The sequence below is a fragment of the Streptomonospora mangrovi genome (assembly GCF_027604915.1).
Classification (GTDB): domain Bacteria; phylum Actinomycetota; class Actinomycetes; order Streptosporangiales; family Streptosporangiaceae; genus Streptomonospora; species Streptomonospora mangrovi.
Genome location: NZ_JAJAQC010000001.1, coordinates 99342 through 124966, shown reverse-complemented (window position 1 = coordinate 124966; position 25625 = coordinate 99342). Strand labels below are relative to the sequence as shown.

At 74.1% G+C, this 25625-nt stretch carries 26 protein-coding genes; 13 read left to right on the top strand and 13 right to left on the bottom strand.

Going from position 1 to position 25625, the window contains the following annotated elements; genetic code table 11:
* Positions 1 to 41: 41 nt before the first annotated feature.
* On the bottom strand, positions 42 to 1892 hold the full coding sequence (locus tag LG943_RS00530) for a UvrD-helicase domain-containing protein (protein ID WP_270070118.1): 1851 nt from the start codon (positions 1890 to 1892) through the stop codon (positions 42 to 44).
* Between the two features lie 600 nt (positions 1893 to 2492).
* Positions 2493 to 2882, bottom strand: coding sequence for a hypothetical protein (locus LG943_RS00525; RefSeq protein WP_270070117.1), 390 nt, complete (start codon positions 2880 to 2882; stop codon positions 2493 to 2495).
* Positions 2883 to 3153: 271 nt separating this feature from the next.
* Here LG943_RS00525 and LG943_RS00520 point away from each other — a divergent pair, with 271 nt between their 5' ends.
* The gene (locus LG943_RS00520) at positions 3154 to 3807 is read left to right on the top strand and encodes a DUF1707 SHOCT-like domain-containing protein (protein ID WP_270070116.1); all 654 of its coding nucleotides are present in this window, start codon (positions 3154 to 3156) and stop codon (positions 3805 to 3807) included.
* 300 nt (positions 3808 to 4107) lie between these two features.
* Here LG943_RS00520 and LG943_RS00515 read toward each other — a convergent pair whose 3' ends face one another.
* From LG943_RS00515 to LG943_RS00480, 8 genes are all read right to left on the bottom strand, one after another.
* Positions 4108 to 4602, bottom strand: coding sequence for a hypothetical protein (locus LG943_RS00515; RefSeq protein ID WP_270070115.1), 495 nt, complete (start codon positions 4600 to 4602; stop codon positions 4108 to 4110).
* A gap of 118 nt (positions 4603 to 4720) precedes the next feature.
* Positions 4721 to 6502: a thiol reductant ABC exporter subunit CydC gene (gene cydC / locus LG943_RS00510; RefSeq protein ID WP_270070185.1), complete on the bottom strand. Its 1782-nt coding sequence runs from the start codon at positions 6500 to 6502 to the stop codon at positions 4721 to 4723.
* A gap of 77 nt (positions 6503 to 6579) precedes the next feature.
* Entirely contained in the window at positions 6580 to 8709 is a 2130-nt protein-coding gene (locus LG943_RS00505; protein ID WP_270070114.1) for an ABC transporter ATP-binding protein/permease, read from the bottom strand.
* A 57-nt stretch (positions 8710 to 8766) separates the two neighbouring features.
* Positions 8767 to 9828 carry a cytochrome d ubiquinol oxidase subunit II gene (gene cydB, locus LG943_RS00500; RefSeq protein WP_270070113.1) on the bottom strand — a complete coding sequence of 354 codons (1062 nt, stop codon included), beginning with the start codon at positions 9826 to 9828 and terminating at the stop codon, positions 8767 to 8769.
* Between the two features lie 9 nt (positions 9829 to 9837).
* Positions 9838 to 11289: a cytochrome ubiquinol oxidase subunit I gene (locus LG943_RS00495; RefSeq protein ID WP_270070112.1), complete on the bottom strand. Its 1452-nt coding sequence runs from the start codon at positions 11287 to 11289 to the stop codon at positions 9838 to 9840.
* Positions 11290 to 11610: 321 nt separating this feature from the next.
* The gene (locus LG943_RS00490) at positions 11611 to 12009 is read right to left on the bottom strand and encodes a tautomerase family protein (RefSeq protein ID WP_270070111.1); all 399 of its coding nucleotides are present in this window, start codon (positions 12007 to 12009) and stop codon (positions 11611 to 11613) included.
* A gap of 63 nt (positions 12010 to 12072) precedes the next feature.
* Complete coding sequence (locus tag LG943_RS00485) at positions 12073 to 12642, bottom strand: TetR/AcrR family transcriptional regulator (protein WP_270070110.1); 570 nt, start codon at positions 12640 to 12642, stop codon at positions 12073 to 12075.
* 115 nt (positions 12643 to 12757) lie between these two features.
* Positions 12758 to 13399, bottom strand: a complete 642-nt coding sequence (locus LG943_RS00480; RefSeq protein ID WP_270070109.1) for a DUF305 domain-containing protein — start codon at positions 13397 to 13399, stop codon at positions 12758 to 12760.
* Positions 13400 to 13535: 136 nt separating this feature from the next.
* On the opposite strand from LG943_RS00480, the gene LG943_RS00475 reads away from it, so the two are divergent.
* Positions 13536 to 14213, top strand: coding sequence for a DUF3105 domain-containing protein (locus LG943_RS00475; RefSeq protein ID WP_270070108.1), 678 nt, complete (start codon positions 13536 to 13538; stop codon positions 14211 to 14213).
* A 79-nt stretch (positions 14214 to 14292) separates the two neighbouring features.
* On the opposite strand, the gene LG943_RS00470 is transcribed toward LG943_RS00475, so the two are convergent.
* Positions 14293 to 14757, bottom strand: a complete 465-nt coding sequence (locus LG943_RS00470) for a DUF3515 domain-containing protein (protein WP_270070107.1) — start codon at positions 14755 to 14757, stop codon at positions 14293 to 14295.
* An 18-nt stretch (positions 14758 to 14775) separates the two neighbouring features.
* Positions 14776 to 15009 (bottom strand): Lrp/AsnC family transcriptional regulator, encoded by a 234-nt coding sequence (locus LG943_RS00465; protein WP_270070106.1) that lies wholly within the window; start codon positions 15007 to 15009, stop codon positions 14776 to 14778.
* A 183-nt stretch (positions 15010 to 15192) separates the two neighbouring features.
* On the opposite strand from LG943_RS00465, the gene LG943_RS00460 reads away from it, so the two are divergent.
* Together LG943_RS00460 and LG943_RS00455 are read left to right on the top strand one after the other, a co-directional pair.
* Complete coding sequence (locus LG943_RS00460) at positions 15193 to 16218, top strand: thiamine-phosphate kinase (RefSeq protein ID WP_270070105.1); 1026 nt, start codon at positions 15193 to 15195, stop codon at positions 16216 to 16218.
* A gap of 251 nt (positions 16219 to 16469) precedes the next feature.
* Entirely contained in the window at positions 16470 to 17195 is a 726-nt protein-coding gene (locus LG943_RS00455; protein WP_270070104.1) for a cellulose binding domain-containing protein, read from the top strand.
* Positions 17196 to 17381: 186 nt separating this feature from the next.
* Here the strand turns inward: LG943_RS00455 and rpmB are convergent, their stop codons facing one another.
* Entirely contained in the window at positions 17382 to 17567 is a 186-nt protein-coding gene (rpmB, locus tag LG943_RS00450) for a 50S ribosomal protein L28 (protein ID WP_078762759.1), read from the bottom strand.
* A 441-nt stretch (positions 17568 to 18008) separates the two neighbouring features.
* Here rpmB and recG point away from each other — a divergent pair, with 441 nt between their 5' ends.
* The 9 genes from recG to LG943_RS00405 all read left to right on the top strand — a co-directional run bounded on the left by recG (position 18009) and on the right by LG943_RS00405 (position 25350).
* A complete protein-coding gene (recG, locus tag LG943_RS00445) occupies positions 18009 to 20234 on the top strand; it encodes an ATP-dependent DNA helicase RecG (RefSeq protein WP_270070103.1) in 2226 nt (741 codons plus the stop codon).
* A 111-nt stretch (positions 20235 to 20345) separates the two neighbouring features.
* Entirely contained in the window at positions 20346 to 20927 is a 582-nt protein-coding gene (gene rsmD, locus LG943_RS00440) for a 16S rRNA (guanine(966)-N(2))-methyltransferase RsmD (RefSeq protein WP_270070102.1), read from the top strand.
* A gap of 72 nt (positions 20928 to 20999) precedes the next feature.
* Positions 21000 to 21473, top strand: coding sequence for a pantetheine-phosphate adenylyltransferase (gene coaD / locus LG943_RS00435; RefSeq protein ID WP_270070101.1), 474 nt, complete (start codon positions 21000 to 21002; stop codon positions 21471 to 21473).
* A 201-nt stretch (positions 21474 to 21674) separates the two neighbouring features.
* Positions 21675 to 22256: a YceD family protein gene (locus LG943_RS00430; RefSeq protein WP_270070184.1), complete on the top strand. Its 582-nt coding sequence runs from the start codon at positions 21675 to 21677 to the stop codon at positions 22254 to 22256.
* A 140-nt stretch (positions 22257 to 22396) separates the two neighbouring features.
* Complete coding sequence (rpmF, locus tag LG943_RS00425; RefSeq protein ID WP_179769284.1) at positions 22397 to 22573, top strand: 50S ribosomal protein L32; 177 nt, start codon at positions 22397 to 22399, stop codon at positions 22571 to 22573.
* Between the two features lie 297 nt (positions 22574 to 22870).
* Positions 22871 to 23602, top strand: coding sequence for a ribonuclease III (gene rnc / locus LG943_RS00420; protein ID WP_179769285.1), 732 nt, complete (start codon positions 22871 to 22873; stop codon positions 23600 to 23602).
* 7 nt (positions 23603 to 23609) lie between these two features.
* Positions 23610 to 24506 carry a bifunctional DNA-formamidopyrimidine glycosylase/DNA-(apurinic or apyrimidinic site) lyase gene (gene mutM, locus LG943_RS00415; protein ID WP_270070100.1) on the top strand — a complete coding sequence of 299 codons (897 nt, stop codon included), beginning with the start codon at positions 23610 to 23612 and terminating at the stop codon, positions 24504 to 24506.
* A gap of 51 nt (positions 24507 to 24557) precedes the next feature.
* Positions 24558 to 24869 carry an acylphosphatase gene (locus LG943_RS00410; RefSeq protein WP_270070099.1) on the top strand — a complete coding sequence of 104 codons (312 nt, stop codon included), beginning with the start codon at positions 24558 to 24560 and terminating at the stop codon, positions 24867 to 24869.
* A 289-nt stretch (positions 24870 to 25158) separates the two neighbouring features.
* Positions 25159 to 25350 carry a hypothetical protein gene (locus LG943_RS00405; protein WP_270070098.1) on the top strand — a complete coding sequence of 64 codons (192 nt, stop codon included), beginning with the start codon at positions 25159 to 25161 and terminating at the stop codon, positions 25348 to 25350.
* Positions 25351 to 25625: the final 275 nt, after the last annotated feature.

Here is a 25625-nt window from a genome sequence, read left to right as displayed (position 1 = left end):
GCTCCCGCCCTGATGGGGTTTATGGGCTTTATGGCTTTCGGTCAGGCGGAGTGGGCCGGTTCGGGGAGTGCGGCGGGCTCGGGGGCGGCCGAGTGCTCGGGGTCGGCGATGTGGGGGAGGAGGCGGCTGGGGGTGCCGACGTAGGAGATGTACAGGGCGTCGCGGGCGCGGGTGCAGGCCACGAAGAGGAGGTTGCGCTCCTGCTGGTAGATCTGCTCCAGGGCCACCGGGTCGCCCTCGGCGGAGTCGATCGCGGCCTTGGGCGGCAGCAGGGGCTCGCTCATGCCCACGATGCCCACGCAGCGGAACTCCTGGCCCTTGAGCTTGTGCATGGTGCCCACCCGCACCGCCTGGACGTCGTCGGTGGAGTCCAGCGGGGCGGTGGGGATCCCGCGCGCCTGGAGTTCCTTGGTGATGTGGCGGACGATCCACTGGTTGCGCCCGGCCACCGCGATCGAGGAGGGCGCGGCGCCCGCCTCCAGCCACACCCGCACCCAGTCGCCCAGCGCGGTGCGCTCCTCCAGCCGCGAGGAGCAGCCGCGCACCACCGGCTCGGGGCCGTGCAGCAGCGAGCGGTAGCCGGCGAGGGTGTCGGCGTTGTCGTCCATGCCGATCGCGGAGTGGCGCCCCAGCACCGGCATGGCCCAGCTCAGGATCTCCTGGGTGACGCGGTAGCTGACGCGCAGCCGGTGGCTGCGGCCCCGGACGTTGACGCCCAGGGACGCCAGCGACACCCGGTTCTCGTAGATGCGCTGGTGGGGGTCGCCCACGATGAACAGGTCGTCGGGGCCGTGCGGAACAGCGGCCCGCAGCATCCGCCAGTGCGCCGGGTGGAGGTCCTGGGCCTCGTCCACGACGACGTGGCGGTAGCGGGTGCCGGTGCGCGCGAGGATCCGCGCGGCCTCCAGCGCCACCTGCGGGTAGGACCACTCGCCGGCGACCTCCATGGCGCCGGTGTAGCGCTGGATCGCCTCCCACACGTGCGCCCGGTGCTCGGGCGCCAGGTGCAGCACCCGGCCGCTGCGCTCGCAGCGGATGTAGTCGGGCAGCCGGGTGATGTTCTGGGCGAGGATGACCTGCTCCCACTCGTCGGCGAGGAAGCGCCCGGAGTAGGGCAGGCCGTCGGCGCGGGCGGTCTCGCGCCAGCGCTCGGCGATGGTATCGGTGCTCAGGGTCTCGGGGCTGCGCCCGGTGTGCTCGTGCACGATGGAGCGCGCCAGGCTGTCGATGGTGACGACCTCCACCCGGCTGCGCGGCTCCTCGTCGGGCAGCAGCCGGTCGAGCTGCTGGGAGAGCGTGTGCGCCAGCAGCCGGTTGAATGTGGTGAGCAGGACGGTGCGCCGGTGGTCGCCGGGGTGGCGCGCGGCGTCGCGGTTGGCGAGGTGGGCGGCGCGGTGCAGCGCGAGCACGGTCTTGCCGGTGCCGGGACCGCCGGTGATCTGGGCCGATCCGGCGAAGCGGGCGTCGACGATGCGGTGCTGGCGGGGGTGGAGGGTGATCTGCCAGTCGGCGAAGGACTTGCCGAGGTCGGCGGCGAGTTCGTCGGGGCCGGTGACCTGGGGCATCCGGGGCAGCGGGTCGGGCTCGACCAGCTCCACCGCCGGAACGGGCGCGGGCGCCGGGATCTCGTGGGCGAAGGCCACCGCCTCGTCGTGCGGGCGGATGGCGACGAGCCAGTCGGAGTCCTGGTCGCCGGGCGCGACGACGCCCGCCCACTCGGGCGCGACGGGCAGCAGGCGGATACGGGGGTCGGACGCGTCGGCGACGGGTTCGAGCCGGTCGTGTTCGCCGGCGGTGTACGCCTGCACGGCGGAGAGAGCGGCGGCCTGGATGCCGTGGTCGAGGCGGGAGAACTCGGTGAGGAAGGTCGGGGAGATCGCGAGCTTGGGCACGTCCGGGGTTCCTCCGATTCGCGTTCCTGGCCGGGGGTCGAGAGCGGTGCGGCGGCTGGTCAGCCGGTGCGTTCACTCCTAGTCATGCTCGCGGCGGAATTTGGGCAAACGCCGCGCACAACCCGATTCCGGTCGGGTTGCGGTGGCGTTTTCCCCGGTGTGTTACCGCTGGTCAGAGCGATTTTTCGACGGTGTTTTCGAGTGGCGCGGCGCCTGCGGTCGATATCGGGGCCGCGCGGCCCTTCCAGCGGGGAGAGTCCGGTGGCCGTAAGTTCGGTTAGGGAGCGACCGAAACCGGGACGCGTGGGGCGTGTTCGTCTCTGGTCAGCGGAAGGGCCGTGGCGGACGCCAGGGACCGGTTCGGGAAAACGGTGTGTCCGTTATCGGCCGGGTGTTATACCGGCCCCGGCCGATCGGCCGCCACCGGACCGGGCGGCGGTCACCCTCCGCACACGGCGCCCGGCGCGGCGGTGCGGTGGGGCAGCGGCTCGGCGGAGCGGCCGCGTGGTGGGGTCATCCGATGACGGCGCGCGCGGAGGTGCGGGCGCCACCGGCGGAACCGGGGGGTGAGGTGCGGCCGCGACGGGACCGGGGCGGCGGCTACGCCGACTCGGGCGCCATGCCGCCGGTGTGGACCCGCACCGAGCCGGTGCCGCCCATGACGCACCATGTGGAGCCGAGCACCTGGGACAGCGGAAGGAACTCGCGTTGGGCGGGGGTGCTGATCTCGGCGGGGCAGTCGAGGGCGGCGAACACGCACCAGCCCTTTCCGGCCACCCGGCAGGACCACGGGCGCAACTCCTCGGGGAGTTCGGCAGGGGGCTCGGCGTCGGTTTCGAGGGTGACGCCGCGCCGGTCGGCCTCGCGCTGCATCACGCGGGCCGCGTGCTCGGCCAGGGTCAGGTGTCCCACCGTCTGCTCCCACTCCTCAACCTCGCCGGTGCCGATGCGCACGGCGGTCGGCCGTAGCTTCTCAAGGATGCGCCGCATGCGCGAACGCACATGCGGGCGAGCCCCTTGCATGGTGGCATGTGCGCCCGGCCCGGAGTGCCGGATCGGCGGCATGGGCGCCGCCGCAGGCGTTCCCGGCGGGTCCGAGGGGCCGTGTGCGGAGCGAGGAGGGTCCTCGGGCGGCCCGGGGCGCCCGCCGGTACGCGAGCGCCCAGGGGTGGTTCTCGGACGCGCGGGCCCGGCGGCGACCGAAACGGGCACCGGAACCGGTCCCGCGCCCGCCCTACCATGAGAGCGGAGCGGAGGTCGTATGGAAGCCAACGCAGACAGCACAAGCCCTCACCACCACCCCGCCCGCGCCATGCGGGCGTCCGACCGCGATCGCGACGCCGTCGCCCGGATCCTCCAAGCGGCCGCCGGCGAAGGGCGGATCACCCTGGAGGAGCTTGAGGAGCGGCTCGACCGCACCTACAGCGCGCGTACCTACGCCGAACTCGAACCCATCACCGCCGACCTCCCCGGCGGACGCGTGGCGCCGCCCTCGGCGGGGATCACCCCACGGCGCGGCGCCGAGGCGGCCCAGGCCGACACCCCGCTGGTCATACGCGCCAAGGCCGGCACCATCGCCCGCCGGGGCAACTGGTACGTGCCGCGCAGGGTGGAGGTGAGCAACCCCTACGGCCAGATCCGCCTGGACTTCCGCCACGCCACCCTGCTCGGCGACGTGATCGAGATCGACCTGCACGCGCCGTGGGGCCAGGCCAAGATCATCCTCCCTGAGGAAGCCACCGCCCAGACGGAGATCGACACGTCATGGCTGGGCAGCCTCGACAGCGAGGTGCCGCAGGTGCCGGCCCCGCCCGCGCCGCACTTCCGGATCTCCGGCAACGTCAAGGGCGGCTCCGTCAAGGTGAGGTACCGGCGGCGGGTGGACGACTGGACGGCGTGGGCCGACTGGGGGTAGCGGAGGCGGTCGCAGCGTGTGGCCGCACAGCGCGGCGGCACAGAGCGGTCGCACAGCGCGGCCGGTGCGGGGCGCGGGGAACCCGGCCCGCCGAAGCGGGCGATGCGCCTCCGACCGGTGCGCCGGCGTTTCACCGGGTGCGGCGTCCGCCGGGTGTGCAGGCGGCGGTGCGGTGTGCGGCGAACGCGGGGTGCGGCTCATGGGCGGGCCGCGCCGATGGGCGTGGTGGTGCCAACGGGGGCGCCCCCGGGTGACCGTGGCGGCGCGCGGTGCCGCCGGAACGGCGGCCCGCACGCCGGATCAGTCGGTGCGCTGGATGCCCAAGGCCGTGGCCATCAGTTCGGATTCGGGGAAGCGGTGCGGATCCAGCCGGACCTCGACCGCCACACCGGGTTCGTCGGACCAGAAGGCCAGCCCGCCCCCGTGCAGGCCCGGATCACCGCCGTGCTGGAACGCGGTGAGCGGCCAGTCGGCGGGGTCGCGTTCGTGGTAGTCGGTCAGGAACGCCCGCACCGCCGCGAGGTCGGTCAGCCGCTCGCCCCGCATGACGTTGACCTTGAGGTCGACGCTGTAGCCGCCCTCGGGCAGCGGGCGCTCCCACACCCGCGAGGCGAACGCGACGTCCTCCCACTCGGTGTGGAAGTCGGTGACCTGTTCACCGGTGCCCTCGGGCAGATGGGCGACGGCGAAGCCTGACAGGTCGTGCATGGCGGCCTCCTGAGCGGGTGGGGCGGACGGCGGCGGGGCGAGGACGGTGAGCAGCGCGGCGGTCAGGACCAGGGCGGGCACACCCATGGCGCACCTCCGGGGGCGAAGGGTGCCGGCCGCCCCGGGTGGGCGGCCGGTCTGCTTCCATGCTGGAAGCGGCGCACCCGCCGCGCCACACCGATCTCTTCCCTGTGGACAGCCGGACTCACACCTTCAGCGCGGCCGCGTACCACCCGTCCTGCTGGGCGGCCAGTTCCTCGTGCGTGCCGTGCTGGACGACCCGCCCCTCGGACACCACGTAGATGTCGTCCACCCGGTCCAGGCCCGCCATGTCGTGGGTGATGAGCAGCGTGGAGTACCCCTCCGCCGCCGCCAGGAGGTCGGCCACGACCGCGTCGCGGGTGTCGGGGTCCAGGTGGGCGGTCGGCTCGTCCAGCACCAGCACCCGGGGGGCCGCCAGCAGCGCCCGCGCGAGCGCCAGCCGCTGCCGCATGCCGCCGCTGAGCCGCAGCCCGTGGGAGCCCACCTCGGTGGACAGCCCCTGGGGCATCGCCCGCACCTCGTCGGCCAGCCGCGCCCGCTCCAGCGCCGCCCACAGCCGGTCGTCGTCGGCGCCCGGCGCCGCCAGCCGCAGGTTCTCCCGCACGGTGCTCGCGAAGATGTGCGGGTCCTGCGGCACCCCGGTGACCACCGCCCGCACGGCGTCGGCCGGGTGCGCGGTGATGTCGGCCCCGCCCAGTTCCACCGTGCCCGCGTCGGGGTCGCGGAAGCGCAGCAGGACGGCGGCCAGCGTGCTCTTGCCCGCGCCGCTGGGCCCCACCACCGCGACCGTGCGCCCGGCCGGGACGTCGATGTCCACCCCGTCCAGCGCCCACGGCTCGTGGGGGGCGTAGCGCACCCGCAGCGACCGCACCCGCAGCCCGGTGTCGGCGCCGGAGGCCAGCGCCGTGTCGGTGTCGGCGCCGGCACCTGCCTCGCCCTCGGCGGGCTCCCCGCCCGGTCCGCCCGATCCGTCCGGGCCGTCCGAGTCGGCGGCGCCCCTGGGCGGGGCGATCGAGGGCGGGGTGTCCAGGACGTCGAACAGCCGCTCGCCGCCCGCCCGGATGGCGCCCAGCCGCGCCGCCACCGCCGGGAGGGGCGCCACGACCTCGAACGCCGCCAGCGCGGTCAGCACGAGCACCGCCAGCGAGATCGCGCTGAGGGACTCCCCCTCCACGGCGGCCACCCCCAGCAGGAGCGTCCCCCACACCGTCAATCCCGTGATCAGCGCCGTGGCGCCGGCGCCGAACCCCAGCAGGGCCGCGTCGCGCCGCGCGATCCGGGTCAGTTCGGCGTCGGCGTCGGTGACCCGGCGCACCGCGCGGTCCATCGCGCCGTAGGCCACCAGGTCCGGCGCGCCGTACAGCGTGTCGACCAGCGCCGTGGACAGCTCACCGCGCGCCGCCGCCTGGCGCCGCCCGGGCCCGCGCCCCAGGGCCGCCGCGACCAGCGGGACCGCCAGCCCGGCCAGTACGAGGCCCAGGCCCAGCAGCAGCCCGCCGGGCACCAGCAGCACCGTGCAGAACACCACGGTCGCCCCACCGGTGACCACGGCCACCAGCGGCGGGGTCAACCCGCGCACCAGCAGGTCCTGGGTAGCGTCGGTGTCGCTGACCAGCCGTGACACCAGGTCGCCGGAGCGGAACCGGCGCACCGGCTCGGTGCGCGCCAGCCGCTCGTAGACCCGCACCCGCACGTCGGCCAGGGTGCGGAACGCGGCGTCGTGGGTGACCAGGCGTTCCAGGTAGCGGGTGACGCCGCGCGAGACGCCGAGGGCGCGGGTGGCCACCACGGCGACGCTGAGCGCGGTGATGGGCGGGTGCTCGGCCGCGCGGGCGATCAGCCAGGCCGCCACGCTGAGCAGGGCGACCCCGGACCCGGCCGCCAGCGCGCCCAGCAGGACGCCCAGCGCGAAGCGGGTGCCGCGCGGGCGCGCGAGCGCGATCATCCGCCACAGCGGGTCGCGGCCCCGAGCGGGCGGGGGAGGAGCAGGGGTGGCGGGGGAGGTGCGGGCGGTGGAGTCGGTCACGAGTGCACCCCCGGTTCGACGCGGCCGGAGCGCACGGCCACGACCTCGTCCACCGCGTCGGCCCAGTGGGCGTCGTGGGCGACGACCACGCCGGTGCGCTCGGCCAGCAGCCGGCGCACGGCGACGCGGACGGCGGCGGCGTTGTCGGGGTCCAGGTGAGCGGTGGGCTCGTCCAGCAGCACGATCGGGGCGTCGCGCAGGAACGCGCGGGCGACGGCGATCCGCTGCCGCTGGCCGGCCGAGAGGCGGGCGCCGCGCTCGCCGAGGGGGGTCTCGTAGCCCTGGGGCAGAGCCCGGATGAAGGTGTCGGCCTCGGCCAGTTCGGCGGCCCGGCGCACGGCGTCCATGTCGGCGTCGGGGTCGCCGAGGCGGATGTTGTCGGCGACGGTGTCGGCGAAGAGGTAGGGCGACTGCGGCACCCACGCGATGCGTCGGCGCCACCGGTCCGGCGGCACGTCGTCCAAGGGGATCCAGCCGTCCTCGGTGTCAGGGGTGTCGGGAGTGCCGGAGGCACCGGGTTCGCGGATCAGGACCCGGCCGGAGGTGGGCTCAAGGAACCGCAGCAGGAGGGACAGCAGCGTGCTCTTGCCGGAGCCGCTGGGTCCCATGAGCAGGACGGACTTGCCGGGTTCGATCACGAGGGACGCGCGGTCGAGGGCGGGGATGTCACGTCCGGGATAGGTAAGTGTCACCTGGTCGAGACGGATCCAGGGAGCAGTGGAACGTTCATCGAGTGCCTTGTGGCGCTCCGACTCACTGTCTTGGTGGAGCGAAAGGCTTTCCACGGGCGCCGGGTGGGGGGCTTCGCTGTCGCCGTCGCCCGCTCCGCTCGCTCGTCGCCTCTCCAACGCGGTGCTTTCCTGGAGTGATCGACTCCTCGCTCCGCTTTGCGGGTGCTGCGGGTCGGCTTCGCTCTCGGCAGCGCCCGCTCCGCTCGCTCGTCGCCTCTCCAACTCAGTGCTTTCCTGGAGCGATCGGCTCCTCGCGCGCTGCGCGGGCGCCGGGTGAAGGGCTTCGCTGTCGCCGTCGCCCACTCCGCTCGCTCGTCGCCTCTCCAACTCCGTGAACACTTGCTCCGCAGCCGCCACCCCCTCCATGCTCGCGTGGAAGCGGGCGCCGACCTCGCGCAGCGGCAGGTACGCCTCCGGGGCGAGGATGAGCACGAGCAGCGCGGTCTGGAAGTCGAGCATCCCGTACATCAGCCGGATGCCGATCTCCACCGCCACCAGCGCCACCGCCAGCGTCGACAGCAGTTCCAGCACGAACGCCGACAGGAACGCCACCCGCAGCGTCGACATCGTCGTGCGCCGGTGCTCGTCGGTGATCCGCCGGATGATGGCCGCCTGCGCCTTGGCCCGCCGGAAGATCGCCAGCGTGGGCAGCCCCTCCACCACGTCCAGGAAGTGGCCGCCGAGCCGGTTGAGGAGTTGCCACTGCCGCTGCGTGCGCGCCTGGGTGTGCCAGCCCACCAGCGCCATGAAGATCGGGATCAGCGGCAGCGTGACCGCGATGACCACGGCCGAGATCCAGTCCGCCCCCGCCACGACCACCAGGACGGCGACGGGGACGAGCACCGCCAGCACCAGTTGCGGGAGATACCGGGCGAAGTAATCATCCAGCGCATCGAGGCCACGAGTGGCGAGTGTGACCAGTTCTCCGGCGCGTGGGGTGCTCGTCCCCTCTTCGGAACCGGCCTGCCCTGACAACCAGACCGCTTCCGCCCCCGAGGACCCCCTGGGCCTCCGGGCGTCTGTTGAACCCATCGAACCCTGCGGTTCGTCCCCGTCAAGGTCTGTAACGTCCGCGCCGCCCGCATCCGTTCCCGTGACGTGGGCGACAAGCCGCCGCCGCAGCTCCGACTTCGCCTTGGCCGCCGAGCGCAGCGCCGCCGCCTCCGCCGCGTAGGCCACCGCCGCGCGCCCCACGGCGACCGCCGCCACCGCCGTGATCGCCCACGACAGCTCGGCGGCCCCCGCGCCCTCGGCCGCGCCCGAGATCACGTGCGACAGCAGCCACGCCTGCGCCAGTACGAACCCGGTGACGGCCACCCCGCTGACCACGGTCACGGCGAGGTACACCCGGACGGCGCGCGCCGTCCGTACGAGCCGGGGGTCGAGGGGCTTCATGGCGGGTCCGTTCTGGTGGGTGCGGGAGAAGCGTCGCGCGGCGGCGCGGGGCCGTCCTCAGCCGGCGGCGCCGGCGTCGGCCGCCGTTCCCGGCGCCGTGTGAGAGCCACCATAGGCGGGCGCCGGTTCGATGTGCTCCCGGCTCACCCGCTTGCGGAACACCCAGTAGCTCCACGCCTGGTAGGCGATGACCAGCGGCAGGAACACCACCGCCACCCACGTCATCACCGTCAGCGCGTAGTCGGCCGAGGAGGCGTTGGCGACCGTGAGGCTGTAGGCGGGGTCGGTCGTGGACGGCAGCACGTCGGGGAACAGCGAGCCGAAGAGCACCACGGTGCTCGCGCCGATCGCCAGCGCCGTCGCGGTGAACGACCACCCCTCGCGCCCGCCCGCCACCAGCGGCACCGCCGCCACCAGCGCGGCGGCGGCCACCGCCGCCACCGGCCAGGTCCAGGCGGCGCCGTAGGCCAGTTGCGTCCAGGCCAGGAACCCCGCCGCCGCCGGCACGGCCACCACGGCGCAGCGCAGCGCGGCGGCCCGGGCGCGCGCCCGCACCGGTCCGGCGGTCTTGAGGGTGAGGAACACCGCGCCGTGCAGCGCGAACAGCGCCAGGGTCGTCAGCCCGCCCAGCAGCGCGTAAGGGCTGAGCAGGTCGGCCGGGCCCGCCGAGACGATCCCGTCGGCGTCCATCGGCACGCCGCGCACGATGTTGGCGAGGATCAGCCCCCACAGCACGGCCGGGGCCGCGCTGCCGAAGACGATGGCGCGGTCCCACCACGCCCGCCACCGCGCGGTGTCGCCCTTGCCCCGGTACTCGAACGCGACGCCGCGCAGGATCAGCGCGACCAGGATGACCAGCACCGGCAGGTAGAACCCGCTGAAGACCGAGGCGTACCAGGCGGGGAACGCGGCGAACATCGCGCCCACCGCCGTGATCAGCCAGACCTCGTTGCCGTCCCAGACCGGGCCGATGGCGTTGATCATGACCCGGCGGTCGGTGTTGTCGCGGCCGATGACCGGCAGCAGCATCCCGACGCCGAAGTCGAACCCTTCGAGGACGAGGTAGCCGACCCACAGCACCGCGATGGCGACGAACCAGATGAGGGGAAGCAGTTCCACGGTCGGCTCCTAGTAGACGAAGGCCGGAACGGGGGCGTCGGCGGCGGTGCCCTCCTCGTCGTCGTCCCGGTCGGGGACCACGTGGGAGGGGCCGGCCTTGATGTAGCGCCACAGCAGCCCGGCCTCCACGATCGCCAGCACGCCGTAGATCGCGGTGAAGGTGGCCAGGGAGAACGCCACCGTGCCCAGGCTGACCCCGGGGGAGACGCTGGCGGCGGTGAGCAGTTCGCCGTGGACGGTCCAGGGCTGGCGGCCCATCTCGGTGAGCACCCAGCCCAGGATGTTGGCGGCCAGGGCGGTGGGCAGCGACAGCACCGCCGCGTAGTAGAACCAGCGGGTGCGGGGCAGCTCCCGGCGCCGGGTGAGCCACAGCCCCAGCGCCGCCACCGCCACGCTGAACAGCCCCAGGCCGATCATGAGCCGGAAGGACCAGTACAGGACGAAGACGTTGGGGATGTAGTCGCCCTCGCCGTAGAGGCGCTCGTACTCGGCCTGGAGGTCGTTCATGCCGTGCACGGTGCCGTCGATGTCGCCGGTGGCCAGGAAGCTGAGGACGTGGGGCACGGTGACGTCGATGACGTTGAGCCGCTCCTCGGTGTCGCCGACGGCGAACGTGGAGAACGGCGCGCCCTCCTCGGTCTCCCAGTGGGCCTCGGCCGCCGCCAGCTTCATCGGCTCGTAGGCGGCGGCGAGCTTGGCCTGGTGGTCGCCGGAGTAGACGGCCAGCACCCCGGCGAGCAGGGTGACGACCATCCCGGCGCGCAGCGTGGCGCGGAACAGCTCCCGCTCGCGCCCGGCCCGGCGGCTCTCGGCGCCTTCGCCCGCCTCGGCGCGGTTGCGCCAGAGCTTGTAGGCGCTCACCGCCGCGACGAACATGCCGGCGGTGATGAAGGCGGCCGAGACGACGTGCAGGTAGGTGGACCACGCCTGGTTGTTGCTCAGCACCGCCCAGATGTCGGTGAGCTGGGCGCGCCCGGTCTCGGGGTCGCGGGTGTAGCCGACCGGGTGGCGCATCCAGGCGTTGGCCGCCAGGATGAAGTAGGCCGAGAGGTTGGTGCCGATGGCCGCCGCCCAGATGCAGGCCAGGTGGACCTTGCGGGGCAGCTTGTCCCAGCCGAAGATCCACAGCCCGATGAAGGTCGACTCCAGGAAGAACGCGAGCAGCGCCTCCATGGCCAGCGGGGCGCCGAACACGTCGCCGACGAACCGCGAGTACTCGCTCCAGTTCATGCCGAACTGGAACTCCTGCACGATCCCGGTCACCACGCCCATGGCGAAGTTGATGAGGAACAGCTTGCCGAAGAACTTGGTGGCCTGGAGGTACTGGTGCTTCCCGGTGCGGTACCACGCCGTCTGGAGCGACGCGACGATGACGGACAGGCCGATCGTCAGTGGCACGAATAGGAAGTGGTAGATCGTGGTGATGCCGAACTGCCACCGTGCGAGATCCAGAGCGTCCATGCCCGCCTCTCCAACCGCCTAAGAGTCATCGACGACTCGTAGTACTACGAATCGTAGAACTACGACGTGTAGTACGTCGACCGGGGGGAGGGAGGCCCGCGTCACCGTGGGCGCGGCCGCCCGGCGGGCCGATGGCCCGCTGCCCGCGCGGCGCGCGGAGGCTCGGGCCCGTGAACTGGGCGGACACGCGGGATCGGGCGGCGGCGGGCGCGGGGCGGGTGCCGCCGGGAGGTGCTGCGGGCGTCGCGGCGGCGGGTGGATGTGACCGAGTTCATGGCCGCGACGGCCGCCGGGGGGTCACCCCCTCGGCGGGTCGGGGGCTCAGCCGCCCGCCGGACCGGGGGCGTACTGCGCCACGCCCTCGCCCAGCGACCAGTCGGCCGAGGTGTTCTCGGTGAGGCAGACGAACACGTTGCGCGGTTCGGTTCCCGCGTAGGCGTGGGCGAGTTCGGCGATCCGCCGGTAGAGCGCCCGCTTGCGCTCGGCCGGGCGCCCCGCGCGCAGGGTGATGGCCACGTAGACGATCCCCTCGTCGCGGTGCACGCCGAGGTAGTCGTCGAAGCGCAGGTCGCCGGTCCTGCCGTCGTGGCTGGTCAGGATCTGGAACCGGTCGTCGGGCGGGAACCCCATGGTCTCGACCAGGGCCTCGTGCACGGCGCGCCCGAGGGCGTCGAGGCGGGCGGGGTCGGCGCGCAGCGCGTCGATCCGGACAAGGGGCATGGCAGGGCCTTTCCATGGACGGGTGGACGAGGGGCAGGGGAGGGGCGCCCGCGCCGGGCGTGGTCAGTCGGTGCCCGCTCCGAGGAGGGCGAGGGCGCCCTCGATCGCGCGGCCGTAGTCTTCGGCGGACCCGGCGGCCCGGGCCACCACGTACCCGCCCTGGACCACCGCGACCAGCGCGGTGGCCGTGGCGGCGGGATCGAGCCCGGGGCGCAGCGCGCCCTCGTCCCGGGCCTGGGCGAGGAGGCCGGTCAGCCGCCCGGTCAGCCAGGCGAACGCCTCCTCCACGGGCGCGCGCAGGAGGGGGTCGGCCATCACGTCGGGATCCTGGGTCAGGCGGCCCACCGGGCAGCCTTTCAGCGCGTCGCGCTCGCGCCGCAGGTACCCGGCCACCCGCTCCAGCGCGCCGCCCGGCGCGCCGAAGGCGGCATCGGCGCGGGCGCGCAACTGTGCCGCGCTGCGCTCGATCGCCGCCCGCGCCAGGTCGGCCTTGCCGCCGAAGTGGTGGTACATGCTGCCCTGCCCCACCCCGGAACGGCGCTGGATCGCCTTGGGGCTGGTACCGACATAGCCGCGCTCCCACAGCAGTTCGCAGGTGGTCTCGATGAGCAGGTCCTGGGTGTCGGCGGTCATGGCTGTACAGACTAGTAGGTACAGAAGCCCGGGCGCCGTCGCAGCCCGCCGCCCGGGTCGGCCACCGGCGTGCGGGCCGGTGGCCGACCGCCCGGGCCGCCCGCCGCCCTCGCTCCTAGGCGCCCCGCTCGCGGAGCATGTCCTCCATGAGGTCGATCTCGCTCTGCTGGGCCTCGGCCATGCCCGCCGCGAAGTCGGCGACCATCTGCTCACCGGCGAGGTCGGCGCCCGCCTCGGCCATCTCGATGCCGCCCTCGTGGTGCTCGATCATCAGTTGCAGGTAGAGGATCTCGGCGTCCTCGCCCTCGGCCGCGCGCAGGTCCTCCATGTCGGCCTCGGTGGCCATGCCGGGCATGGTGTCGGGCATCTCCTCGGCCGATCCGTGGTGCCCGTGACCCGCCATCCACTCCATGGCCGGGCGCGCGCCGCGCGCGGGCAGGTCCCACATGACCAGCCAGCCCTGCATGCGCCCGATCTGCTCCTGCTGGGTGCGCAGGATGTCGGTGGCCACGGTGCGCAGCACCCGGTCGTCGGCCTCTTCGAGCACGATGAGTGACATGTCCACGGCCTGGGAGTGGTGCACGCTCATGTCGCGCAGGAACCCGGCGTCGGCGGAGTTGTCGATCGGCTGCACCGGGCGCCCGAGGAGGTAGCCCGCGATCAGTGCCGCCACCACGAGTGGAAGCGCGATGACCAGCGGAACCGTGGCGCGCCGCCGGGGGGCGGAGGGGGTCGGGCGCGGGGTGTCTTCGTCCACCGACTCTGTCATATGCTCTTCCCCACTTATGGGAACCAATCTGGCTAATCGGGCGTTCCGGATGGAGACCGGCGCTCTCTGAGCGTAATGGGACCTTGCTCCAGCACCCCAGTCGAACCACCCCGGGAGAACCGCAGTGGCAAAGAACGCAGCCGAACGCCGCCGGAAGGCCGAGGAGCGGCGCATCCAGCGGGAACGCGAGGAGCGGCGCCGGCGCTTCCTGAGGATCTCGGCGTTCTCGGTCACCGGGGTGGTGCTCGCCGGCCTCGTCGGGTTCGGCGTCTGGGTGGCCTACGACCGGGGCCGGCAGAGCGACCCCGCCACCATCGAGGGCCTGCGCACCTTCGACGGCCTGACCAACAACCACGTCGCCGAGCCCGTCGACTACGAGCAGACCCCGCCCGCCGGCGGCGACCACCACGCGGTGTGGCAGAACTGCGGCGTCTACGACGCACCGGTCTCCACCACCAACGCCGTGCACTCCCTGGAGCACGGCGCGGTGTGGATCACCTACGAGCCCGACCTGCCCGAGGAGCAGGTCGAGCAGCTCAACTCGCTCTACACCCAGGGCGGCTACGTGCTGGTCAGCCCCTACGAGGACGGCGACATGCCCGCGCCGATCGTGGCCAGCGCCTGGGGCAACCAGATCCGCCTCGACTCCCCCGAGGACGAACGGCTCTCGCAGTTCCTGCGCGCCTTCGAGCGCAGCCCCAACGTCCCCGAGCCCGGCGCGGCCTGCTCGGGCGGCCTCAACATGACCGCCCAGGAACTGGAGGAGGCCGGCGGCCTCGAAGCCCTCAACGGCGGCATGTAGCCCTCCGCCCCCGCTGCTCGCCCCGCGCCCCGGCCCGCTCGCCCGAGCGGCCGGGGCGCCGGCGTGTCCGGGCGGCTGGTTACAGCTCTCCCGAGGGCAGCGCCGGGACCTCCTCCGCGATCAGCTCGCTGACCCGCACCAGCCCCTGGGCCGGGGCGCCGTAGGAGGCCGGCAGGGTCATCTCGACGTAGACCTCGCGGCCCACCGCCGTGTAGAGGGTCGGCTCGCCCGGCGGCTCCGGCAGCCAGGCGACCTCTTCGACCACCATCAGCTCGGAGTCGGGCGCCAGCGCCGCCGGGCGCGCCACCCCGCAGCGCAGCGCGATCGGCGGATCCCCCCACGCGGCGGCATACGGGGTGGCGGGGTCGAGTTCGGCGCGCGGCTGCTCGAACAGGGTGTCGGGCAGCCGCTCCACCAGGTCGCGGCAGACGTCGCGCGCCTCGGGGGCGGGACTGGGTGCGGGCAGCCGCACGGTGCCCGAGGCGCAGCCCGAGGCCGCCGCCAGGGCCGTGAGGGCGGCCAGCGTCGCCGCCGCGCGTCGCATGGGAGGTCGCCGGTCCCCTCAGATGTTCACGATCGGACAGGTGAGCGTGCGGGTGATCCCGTCGAGGCGCTGGATGCGCGCCACGACCAGCCGCCCCAGCGCGTCCACGTCGTCGGCCTGCGCACGCACGATCACATCGTAGGGACCGGTGACGTCCTCGGCCTGCGTGACCCCCTCGATCGTGCTGATGTCGCGCGCGACCTCGGCGGCCCGCCCCACATCCGTCTGGATCAACACATATGCCTGCACCATGGAAGCCTCCTGCTGGATCGTCGCGCGCCCGGGTGCGCCCCGCGCCGCCCGGACCCGTCGTGCCTGAACTCCGCCTGCCCGTCGCGCCCCGCGGTCCGTCGCCGTCGCGGCCGAACCGACGTGCCGTGCCGGTCCGCGCGGGTCTAGACCACTGCGCCGAGGCGTCACCGTACCCTGAGGTCTGTGTGGAGCACCATTGGGGAGGCCGGCGAATTCGGCCTGATAGCGCGCGTGACCGCCCAATTCCCCGGAACCGGCGACGTAATCCTCGGCCCTGGCGATGATGCCGCAATCGTGACCGCACCCGACAACCGGGTCGTCGCCACGATGGATCTGCTGGTCGAGGACCGGCACTTCCGCCGCGCGTGGTCCTCGCCCGAGGACGTCGGGCGCAAGGCCGTCGCGCAGAACTTCGCCGACATCGCGGCCATGGGCGCGCGCCCCACCGCGCTCCTTGTGGGATTCGCCGCACCCCCCGACCTCCCGCTCAGTTGGGCCGACGGCCTCACCGAGGGACTGCGCGCCGAGTGCGCCCGCGCCGGCGGCGCCGTGGTGGGCGGCGACACCGTGGCCGCCGAGACCATCACCGTGGCCATCACCGCCCTGGGCGACCTCGGCGGCCGCCCGCCGGTGCGCCGCGACGGCGCCCGCCCCGGCGACCTCATCGCCGTCACCGGCCCCCTCGGCCTGTCCGGCGCCGGCTACGCCCTGCTGGAGGCCGGCGTGCTCGGCCCCGACGACGCCCGCCGCCTGGTGGGGGACTCCGCCGGCGGCGCCGACCCCGGGTGGGCCGCCTGCCTGCGCGAGCACCGCCGCCCCGGCCCGCCCTACGCCGAGGGGCCGCGCGCGGTGCGCCTGGGCGCCCGCGCCATGCTCGACGTCAGCGACGGCCTGGTGCAGGACCTCGGCCACATCGCCCGCGCCAGCGGCGTGGCCGTCGACCTCGACTCCGCCGCCCTGGTGCCCGACCCCGCCCTGGTGGAGGCCGCGGCCCTGCTGGAGCAGCTGGGCGCCGCGCGGCGCGCGCCCGTCGAGCACATGCTGTTCGGCGGCGAGGACCACGCGCTGGCCGCGGCGTTCCCGCCCGGCACCGACCTGCCGCCGCAGTGGCGCCGCATCGGCACAGCCGCCGCACCCGGCCCTGAGGGGGCGGTGGTGACCGTCGACGGCGCCCCCGCGCGGGCGGGCGGCTGGGACCACTTCGGCTGACCCCGGCCCGCCTCGACCCCGGGCCTCCCGGCCCTCCTCCGCCCGCACGCGACCCGGTCGCCGCCCGGCCTGCGGCGGCCCCCGAACCCCGCTCGGACGCTATGTCAGGTTTCGCGGACGCGGGGTTAGGATGTCGGTTTTGAAGGCCGAATCGCGCTAAGCTCGGCCTGCTTCCTGCTTCTTGGAGTCAGCACCGGATCGGGGTCACCGTGCGGCCACGTGGAACGGATCACCGGCCTGCCGGCTCGCCAGTGCCGGAACCGCCCGAGGACATCTCCGAGCGGATGCGCGCCGGGCGCCGCGATCCCCTCGCCGAGCGCCCCCGGCGCGGCGCCTCCCGCACCCGCGACTCCCGCGGCGCGCACCGGGCCGAACCCGCCAACCCCGGCGGACTCGCCGCCGTGGGCTACTTCCTCGGCTCCACCGTGCCCAAGCGCGTGCAGCCGCCGCGGCTGATCAACGTCCTGCTGGTCTCGGGGGTCACCCTCTCCCTCACCCTCTTCGGCTACAGCACCACGCAGATCTACCTGCGGTTCTCCGATCCTCCTGACTCCGGCAGCCCCGCGCCCGGCGCCGGCGGGCACCTGCCGCCCAGCGCCGAGGCCGACGCCGCCCAGCCCGGCACCGGACCCGGCGGCAGCGCCGACAGCGCCTCCTCCACCGTCAGCGTGGTCTCCTACGAGACCGTGGAGTCCTCCGCCACCGGGTTCACCGGCGCCGTCACCGTCACCAACACCGGATCCGCCGTGCTGGCCGACTGGGAGCTGGCGCTGGAGTTCGCCGACGCCACCGTCACCTCGGTGCGCGAGGTCGACTGGCGGGCCACCGAGCACGGGGTGGTGCTGCGGGCGCCCGGCACCTCCGACGACCTGGGGCCGGGGGAGTCGGTCAGCCTGCGCTTCACCGCCGCCGGCCCCGCCCAGGCGCCGGTCACCTGCGCCCTCGACGGCCGCCCCTGCGACCTCGCCGACGACTGACTCGCGCGGCCCAGCGCCCGGCGGGCGCGCGGACCCGCTCCGAAGACCGCGCCAACGCCGAAAAGCGCCACGGCGTAGCCGTGGCGCTCATGGGCGCCGAGGAGAACGGGCTCCGTAAGCGGGTCCTACACGGCCGCCGCGATCACCGCGAGCGGGGCCGTGCGGAACGGTCCGGCGGGCACCGCCTCAGCGGTCGACCTTGCCGGCCTTGATGCAGGAGGTGCACACGCTCAGGCGCTTGGGCGTGCCGCCCACGCGGGTGCGCACGGTCTGGATGTTGGGGTTCCAGCGGCGGCGGGTGCGGCGGTGCGAGTGGGAAACACTGTTACCGAACCCTGGTCCCTTGCCGCAGACGTCGCAGACGGAAGCCACGGTAACTCCATTCAAGCGCTCGGATCCGCGCCCGAACAGCGGCGCGGAGCCCCGAGAGAGGTCTGGTGAGCAGGCTGACGCGGCGCGCCAACCGTGGGAGCGTACACGAGGACCCGCACCGGCCTCCAACCAGCGGAGGAACCGGCCTTGCGGGCGGGATGCGCACGCGGGAGCCGGGGCCGCGAAAGCCGACCCCGGGGTGTCAGGGCGCCAGCGGCGCGGCCGGCGGACCGGGCGCGGGCACTGCACGTCCAAACACCAACTATACCGGCTCCGCCCACCCGCGCCGCCCGTCCCGAGGACACCCGCCCCGGTCACCGCACCCGCCGCCGCGTGCGCGCCGGGCGCGCGGACGCGGCCCGGGATGTCGCCACGAGCGTGTACAAACGTTCTAACGTGTCAGCAGCACACGTCCGCAGCCGTGTCCAGGGGAGGGGTCGCGTGATCAGTTGGGACGAACCGCTGCGCACCACCCTCGGCGCCACCGCCGCCAAGAAGCTCGGCGCCGAACTCGACCTCCACACCGCCGGCGACCTCCTGCGCCATTACCCCCGCCGCTACGCCACCCGCGGCGAGCTGACCGACCTCGCCGCCCTGGCCGAGGGCGAGCAGGTCACCGTGGTCGCCCAGGTCCACTCCGCGCACAAGCGCGAACTCCGGCGCGGCCCCGGCGGGCGCCCGCGCAGCCTGCTGGAGGTCGTCATCACCGACGGCACCGGCCGCCTCACCCTGGCGTTCTTCGCCAAGGTCGGGTTCCACCAGCGCGAACTCCTGCCGGGCCGGCGCGGCATGTTCGCCGGCAAGATCTCCACCTACCGCGGCAAGAAGCAGTTGGCCCACCCCGTCTACGAGATGCTGCCCGACGACGGCACCGCCGACTCCCGCGCCCGCGAGTTCGCCGAACGCCCCATCCCCATCTACCCCGCCACCAAGGACCTGTCCTCCATGGACATCGCCCGGTGCGTGGGGGTGCTGCTCGACCAGACCACCGCCGACCTCCCCGACCCCCTCCCGCCCGACCTCCGCGCCCGCCGCCGGCTCCTCCCGCTGCACGAGGCCCTGGAGCGCGTCCACCGCCCAGCCGACCTCGACCAGGTCGGCCGCGCCCGCACCCGCCTGAAGTGGGACGAAGCGTTCGTGCTCCAACTGGCGCTGGCCCGCCGCCGCCGCGAGGCCGCCGCGCTCTCGGCCCGCCCGCGCCCCCGGGTGGCCGGCGGCCTGCTCGACGCCTTCGACGCCGCCCTGCCCTTCACCCTCACCGAGGGCCAGGCCGAGGTCGGCGCCGCCATCTCCGCCGGGCTCGACTCCGCCCACCCCATGCACCGGCTGCTCCAGGGCGACGTCGGCGCGGGCAAGACCCTGGTGGCGCTGCGCGCCATGCTCCAGGTCGTCGACTCCGGCGGCCAGGCCGTGCTGCTGGCGCCCACCGAGGTCCTGGCCCAGCAGCACCACCGCTCCATCGGCGCGATGCTGGGGCCGCTGGGCCGGGCCGGGCAGATCGACGGCGCCGAACACGCCACCCGCCTCGCCCTGCTCACCGGCTCCCAGGGCGCGGCGGCCCGCCGCCAGGCGCTGCTGGACGCCGCCTCCGGCGCCGCCGGGATCGTGGTGGGCACCCACGCCCTCCTCCAGGAGCACGTCTCCTTCGCCGACCTCGGCCTGGTGGTGGTCGACGAACAGCACCGGTTCGGCGTCGAGCAGCGCGACGCCCTGCGCGAGAAAGCCGCCGAGGGCCGCCCCCACGTGCTGGTCATGACCGCCACGCCCATCCCGCGCACCGTCGCCATGACCGTCTACGGCGACCTCGACGTCGTCGCCCTCACCCAGCTCCCGGCCGGCCGCGCGCCGGTGTCCACCCACGTGGTGCCCGCCGTGGACAAGCCGCACTTCGTGGAGCGCGCCTGGCAGCGCGTGCGAGAGGAGGTCGACCAGGGCCGGCAGGTCTACGTGGTCTGCCCCCGCATCGGCGGCGACACCCCCGGCGGCGAGGACACCGACGACCCCGGTCTGGCCCCGACCGCCGACCCCGCCGCCGGCGACGAACCCGCGCGCCGCCCGCCGCTGGCCGTCACCGAGCTGGCCGCCGAACTCACCGCCGGCCCCCTGGCCGGGCTGCGCGTGGAGCAGTTGCACGGCCGCCTGGCCCCCGACGACAAGGACGCCGTCATGCGCCGCTTCGCCGCCGGCCAGACCGACGTCCTGGTCGCCACCACCGTGATCGAGGTCGGCGTGGACGTCCCCAACGCCACCGCCATGGTCATCATGGACGCCGACCGCTTCGGCGTCTCCCAACTCCACCAGCTCCGCGGCCGCGTGGGCCGCGGCGGCCTGCCCGGTCTGTGCCTGCTGGTCACCGAGGCCGCCGAGAACACCCCCGCCCGCCAGCGCCTGGACGCCGTCGCCGCCACCACCGACGGCTTCGAGCTCTCCCGCGTGGACCTTGAGCAGCGCCGCGAGGGCGACGTCCTGGGCGACGCCCAGTCGGGCCGGCGGTCCTCGCTGCGCATGCTGACGCTGCTGCGTGACGAAGACCTCATCGGGCACGCCCGCGAGGAGGCCACCGCGCTGATCGAGGCCGACCCCGCCCTCACCGGCCACCCGCCGCTGGCCCGCGCCCTGGACGACCTCCTGCCCGAGGACCGCGCGGAGTTCCTGGAGAAGACCTGACCACGCCCCCCGCCGAGGGCGGTGCGGCCCCCGCCGGCGCCGGGCGCCGCGCGCGGGGACTCGCCGGTGCCGCCCGGCGCGCGCCCGCGCCGCCGCGCTAACGTGACGCACATGACCCGCATCATCGCCGGTACCGCGCGGGGCCGCCGGATCGCCGTTCCCGACGGCCGCACCACCCGCCCCACCAGCGACCGCGCGCGCGAGGCGCTGTTCGCCTCGGCGCTGTCGGACCTCGGCACTTTTTCGGGGCTGCGGGTGCTCGACCTCTACGCCGGCTCGGGCGCGATCGGGCTGGAGGCGCTGTCGCGCGGCGCCGCCCACGCGCTGCTGGTGGAGTCCGACCGCCGGGTGGTGGCCACGCTGCGGGCCAACATCGCCGCGCTGGGGCTGCCCGGCGCGCGGGTGGCCGGCGCGCGGGTGCTGCGGCTGCTGGAGGGGGAGCCGCCCGGCGGCCCCTTCGACGTCGTGGTGGCCGACCCGCCCTACGCGGTCACCGCGGCCGAGGTCGAGCGGATGCTGGCGGCCCTGCGCGACGGCGGCTGGCTCGCGCCGGGCGCGCTGATCGTCGTGGAGCGCTCCGCCCGCGACCCCGACCTGGTCTGGCCCGAGGGCTACGAACCCGACCGGGTCCGCCGCTACGGCGAGGCCGCGCTTTGGTACGGTCGCGCCGCGAGCCTTTCGGGACCGTCGTGAAACTCCGGGCAGAATCTGGCGGTGGAGCCCTCGCGCCGGAAGCGTCCGATCGTCAAGGAGGATCGATCCACCGTGCGTCGCGTCGTCTGCCCCGGGTCGTTCGACCCGGTCACCAACGGCCACATCGACATCATCGGGCGTACCGCGCGGCAGTATGACGAGGTGGTCGCCGCGGTCCTGACCAACGTCCACAAGAAGGGCCTCTTCACCGTCGAGGAGAAGGTCGCGATGCTGCGGGAGTGCACCGCCGACCTCGACAACGTGCGGGTGGCCCAGTTCAACGGCCTGCTGGTCGACTTCTGCCGCGAGAACGGCATCAGCGCCATCATCCGCAGCCTGCGCTCGGTCAGCGACTTCGACTACGAACTCCAGATCGCGCAGATGAACTACCGCCTGTCCGGGGTGGAGACCCTGTTCATGACGGCCAACCCGCAGTACTCCTTCCTCAGCTCCAGCCTGGTCCGCGAGATCGCCCAGTACGGCGGCGACGTCAGCAGCCTGGTCACCCCCAACGTCGAGCAGCGGCTGCGCGACAAGTACGCCTAGTACGCCTGCGCCCCGGCGCCGCCGCGCCGCGTGCCGCCCACCGGGGCGAACGCGGATTTGGGTGCGGTCCGGACTGGTCGGTATACTCGCCAACCGGCTACGCCTTCGTTCCGGGCGCGGCCGCGTGTCCGACGCGTCGTTGCGACGACCACCCGCCCACCGCCCCGCGTTCCGCGTCCGGCGGCACTCCTTGAAAGCGCGATCACCCTGTCTCGTCTTGACGCCCGCGCCCCGTTCGTGGTCGACACCCGGCCGCTGGGGCGCCAGCCCGGTTCCATGCGCACCGTCGAGCGCGCCGTGCCCGCGCCCGGCTCGCTCGCCACGGGCATGTCCGCCGTGCCCGAGGGCGCGCCGATCGAGCTGGACCTGCGCCTGGAGGCCGTGATGGAGGGCGTGCTCGTCACCGGCGAGGCGCGCGTGGAGATCACCGGGGAGTGCTCCCGCTGCCTGGACCCCCTTACCGACACCGTCGAGGTCGGGTTCCAGGAGCTGTTCCGCTACCCCGGCGACGACGACTTCCCGGTCGCCGGTGACGCGGACGCGGAGGACGACGAAGAGGACTACTATCTAGAAGGCGAACTCCTCGACCTCGAACCGGTGGTCCGCGACGCCGTCGTGCTCGCGCTGCCGCTCGCGCCGCTGTGCCGGGACGACTGCCCCGGCCTGTGCGCCGAGTGCGGGGCGAGGCTCGCCGACGTCGGCCCCGACCACCACCACGGCGAGGCCATCGACCCCCGCTGGGCGTCGCTGCGCGACCTCGGCGAGGAGTTCGGCGAACGATGATCCCCCGCTCCGTCCGGCATCGCGACCGCCGCCCGCGGCCGCGGACCCCGGGCGGGGCACAGCGGTGCTCCCCGCCTCGGCGGGGCGCGCCCGTGCAAGTACCGCTCCCGCGACCGCGCGGGTGACCCAGGAGGATTGAAGTGGCTGTCCCGAAGCGGAAGATGTCGCGGAGCAACACCCGCAAGCGCCGTTCGCAGTGGAAGGCGTCGCGCCCCGAGCTGGTGACCTGCCCGCGCTGCCGCGACTACAAGCTCCCGCACACCGCGTGCGCCACCTGCGGCACCTACAACAACCGCCAGGTGCTGAACCCGTCCTAAAGGGCCGCGAACCGCGGCGGGTTCGGTGCGCGGCGCGCGAGCGGGGCAGGCCCCCGCACCGCGCCGCACACCGGGCCCGCCTTTCGGCTCTTCGGGTTCGGCTCCAGGCATCCGCACCCGCCACCGCAAAACAACACGACGACCGCGCCGGTTCGGGCCAATCCCGAGGCCGTGGTGGCCGCCGGGGAGCACCCGCCTCCGCGACGCCCACCTCGCTTTCGAGCGTCCCTGATCGGCTTAGTTGAGCGCAGCCGCGCGCACGCGCCGCGCGCTGGAGATCAGGAGTGTGAACGTCGAGTGGCCACTCAACTCAACGCGGCCGAGGCCCGCGAGTTCTACCGCGCCATCGGGGTCGAACTCGACCCCAAGGTGCTCGCGCGGGCGCTGACCCACCGGTCCTACGCCTACGAGAAGGGCGGGCTGCCCACCAACGAGCGCCTGGAGTTCCTGGGCGACTCCGTGCTCGGGCTGATCGTCACCGACACCCTCTTCCGCGAGCACCCCGACCTGCCCGAGGGCCAGCTCGCCAAGCTGCGCGCCGCCGTGGTGAACATGCGCGCCCTGGCCGACGTCGCCCGCGAACTGGGCATCGGCGGCTACATCCGGCTGGGCCGGGGCGAGGAGGGCACCGGCGGGCGCGACAAGTCCTCCATCCTCGCCGACACTTTGGAGGCCATCATCGGCGCGGTCTACCTCGACCGCGGCCTGGACGTGGCCTCCGACCTGGTGCACCGGCTGTTCGACCCGCTCATCGCCACCGCCTCGGGGCTGGGCGCCGGCCTGGACTGGAAGACCTCCCTCCAGGAGCTGACCGCCTCGGAGATGCTCGGCGTGCCCGAGTACCACGTCGACGAGAGCGGCCCCGACCACCAGAAGACCTTCCGCGCCACCGTCCGGGTGGCCGGCGAGGACTACGGCACCGGCGAGGGCCGCAGCAAGAAGGAGGCCGAGCAGCAGGCCGCGGAGTCGGCGTGGAAGGCCATCCGCGCCAAGTCCGCCGCCGCCGTCGCCGACGAGGACGGAGCCTGACCCGCCCATGCCCGAGCTGCCCGAGGTCGAGGTCGTCCGCACCGGCCTGGAGCACTGGGTGCGCGGCCGCACCGTCCACGAGGCCGCGGTGCTGCACCCGCGCGCCGTCCGCCGGCACGTCGCCGGCCCTGAGGACTTCGCCGCGCGGCTGAAGGACCGCGCCGTCACCGAGGTCCGCCGCCGCGGCAAGTACCTGTGGCTCAACCTCGACTCCGGCGACGCGCTGCTGGCCCACCTGGGCATGAGCGGCCAGCTCCTGGTCCAGCCGCGCGGCCGCCCCGACGAGCGCCACCTGCGGGTGCGCCTGGGGCTGGGCGCCGACAACGAGCGCGAGCTGCGGTTCGTGGACCAGCGCACGTTCGGCCATCTCATGGTCGTCCCGCTGGTGCCCGATGTGGCGGGCCGCTCGGCCGGGGTGCCCTCGGTCATCTCCCACATCGCGCTGGACCCCCTCGACGCCGACTTCGACGACGCGGTGTTCACGGCGGCCCTGCGCCGCCGGCGCACCGAGGTCAAGCGCGCGCTGCTGGACCAGTCGCTGATCAGCGGCGTGGGCAACATCTACGCCGACGAGGCGCTGTGGCGCGCCCGGCTGCACTGGGCCCGCCCCACCGCCACCCTGCGCCCCGCCCAGGTGGCCGAGCTGCTGGCGCGGCTGCGCGACGTGCTGCGCGAGGCGCTGGCCGAGGGCGGCACCTCCTTCGACAGCCTCTATGTCAACGTCAACGGCGAGAGCGGCTACTTCGAGCGCGGCCTGAACGCCTACGGCCGCCGCGACCTCCCCTGCCGCCGCTGCGGGTCCCCCATCCGCCGCGACCCCTTCATGAACCGCTCCTCGTTCAGTTGCCCCCGCTGCCAGCCGGCCCCGCGCCGCCGGGCGGCCCCGGCCAAGGGCGGCACCTGACACGGAGCACCGGATACGAGGCACCGGACACGGAAGAAGAGGGGGCCGAGCATGGGAGAGACGGGACGCGGGGACGCCGCGGGGGCCGAGGCGGGCGCCCGGCTGACCGCGTGGGTGCGCGGGCGCGTGCAGGGCGTGGGCTTCCGCTGGTGGGTGCGGTCCCGCGCGCTGGAGTTGGGGCTGAGTGGCGCCGCCACCAACCTGGCCGACGGCCGGGTCGAGGTGGTGGCCGAGGGGCCGCGCGAGCGGTGTGCGCAACTTCTCGCGCTTTTGCGCGGGGGAGAAACCCCTGGTGAGGTGACCAGCGTGGTTGAACGGTGGGAGAATCCCCGGGGCACCTACTCCGGATTCGCCGAGCGGTGAGTATCCTGGGAAGGTAGCGCGATTCGCGAGCGCCCGCCTGCCGCCGGTTCCACAGCGCGGCAGCCCTGTGCGCGGGGGTGCTCACCTTTGGATCGCGCCTTGTGACCTGCCTGGTTACAGTTAGTTACGTACGGTTTCGTTCAATCTTGACCAGTAGCGCCCATGGTGAGACTCTGGAAGGCAGACCGCGCGCCTTTCCCACGGGAGACAGCCGGGGATGCTCGGCGGCGCTCCTTTTGCTCATGTGTGCGTGCATCGAACTGGTCACTCAGTGTGGAGGACCCACATCATGGCGAAGGCTCTGTTTGGCCACGTCGGCGGTCCTGACCCTCAGATGGTTCAGGAAATGCGGCGGCTTCAGAAGCGAGTACGTGACCTGGAGGACGAGATCGGTCGTCTTCAGGCACGCAACGACCAACTGTCGGCGGCCGTCGCCGACGTCTCCGTCTCCGCGGCGGACCGCGAGCCCGCGCTCGCCTAACGCCCCGCGACGATTCCGTACCGCGGCAAGGGACGCCGCTTCCACGACCAGGCGTCCCTGAGCGGGGCATCCGGGTCCGGCCCCATCGGCCCCCACCACCCGGCCCGCGGCGGCGCCGAGCGCCCGCCCGACCGCCCCGCGAGCGACGACGACCCCACCCCCCGCGCGACCGGCGCACCGGTTCCGGTGCGCCGCGCGGACTCTGTGGTAATCCGCGGGCCGCTCTCAGCACCGCCCCGTCCGACCGCCGCGCCCCGGCGCGGCGCCGGAGGCGG

Coding starts and splice junctions, on each gene's coding strand:
- cydC (WP_270070185.1), bottom strand. CDS start 6,502: ATGATCGCGCTCGCGCGCCCGCGCGGCACCCGCTTCGCGCTGGGCGTC.
- rsmD (WP_270070102.1), top strand. CDS start 20,346: ATGACCCGCATCATCGCCGGTACCGCGCGGGGCCGCCGGATCGCCGTT.
- mutM (WP_270070100.1), top strand. CDS start 23,610: ATGCCCGAGCTGCCCGAGGTCGAGGTCGTCCGCACCGGCCTGGAGCAC.
- LG943_RS00515 (WP_270070115.1), bottom strand. CDS start 4,602: ATGGGTGTGCCCGCCCTGGTCCTGACCGCCGCGCTGCTCACCGTCCTC.
- LG943_RS00465 (WP_270070106.1), bottom strand. CDS start 15,009: ATGGTGCAGGCATATGTGTTGATCCAGACGGATGTGGGGCGGGCCGCC.
- LG943_RS00490 (WP_270070111.1), bottom strand. CDS start 12,009: ATGCCCCTTGTCCGGATCGACGCGCTGCGCGCCGACCCCGCCCGCCTC.
- LG943_RS00410 (WP_270070099.1), top strand. CDS start 24,558: ATGGGAGAGACGGGACGCGGGGACGCCGCGGGGGCCGAGGCGGGCGCC.
- LG943_RS00495 (WP_270070112.1), bottom strand. CDS start 11,289: ATGGACGCTCTGGATCTCGCACGGTGGCAGTTCGGCATCACCACGATC.
- LG943_RS00525 (WP_270070117.1), bottom strand. CDS start 2,882: ATGCGGCGCATCCTTGAGAAGCTACGGCCGACCGCCGTGCGCATCGGC.
- LG943_RS00505 (WP_270070114.1), bottom strand. CDS start 8,709: ATGAAGCCCCTCGACCCCCGGCTCGTACGGACGGCGCGCGCCGTCCGG.
- LG943_RS00520 (WP_270070116.1), top strand. CDS start 3,154: ATGGAAGCCAACGCAGACAGCACAAGCCCTCACCACCACCCCGCCCGC.
- LG943_RS00485 (WP_270070110.1), bottom strand. CDS start 12,642: ATGACCGCCGACACCCAGGACCTGCTCATCGAGACCACCTGCGAACTG.
- LG943_RS00470 (WP_270070107.1), bottom strand. CDS start 14,757: ATGCGACGCGCGGCGGCGACGCTGGCCGCCCTCACGGCCCTGGCGGCG.
- LG943_RS00405 (WP_270070098.1), top strand. CDS start 25,159: ATGGCGAAGGCTCTGTTTGGCCACGTCGGCGGTCCTGACCCTCAGATG.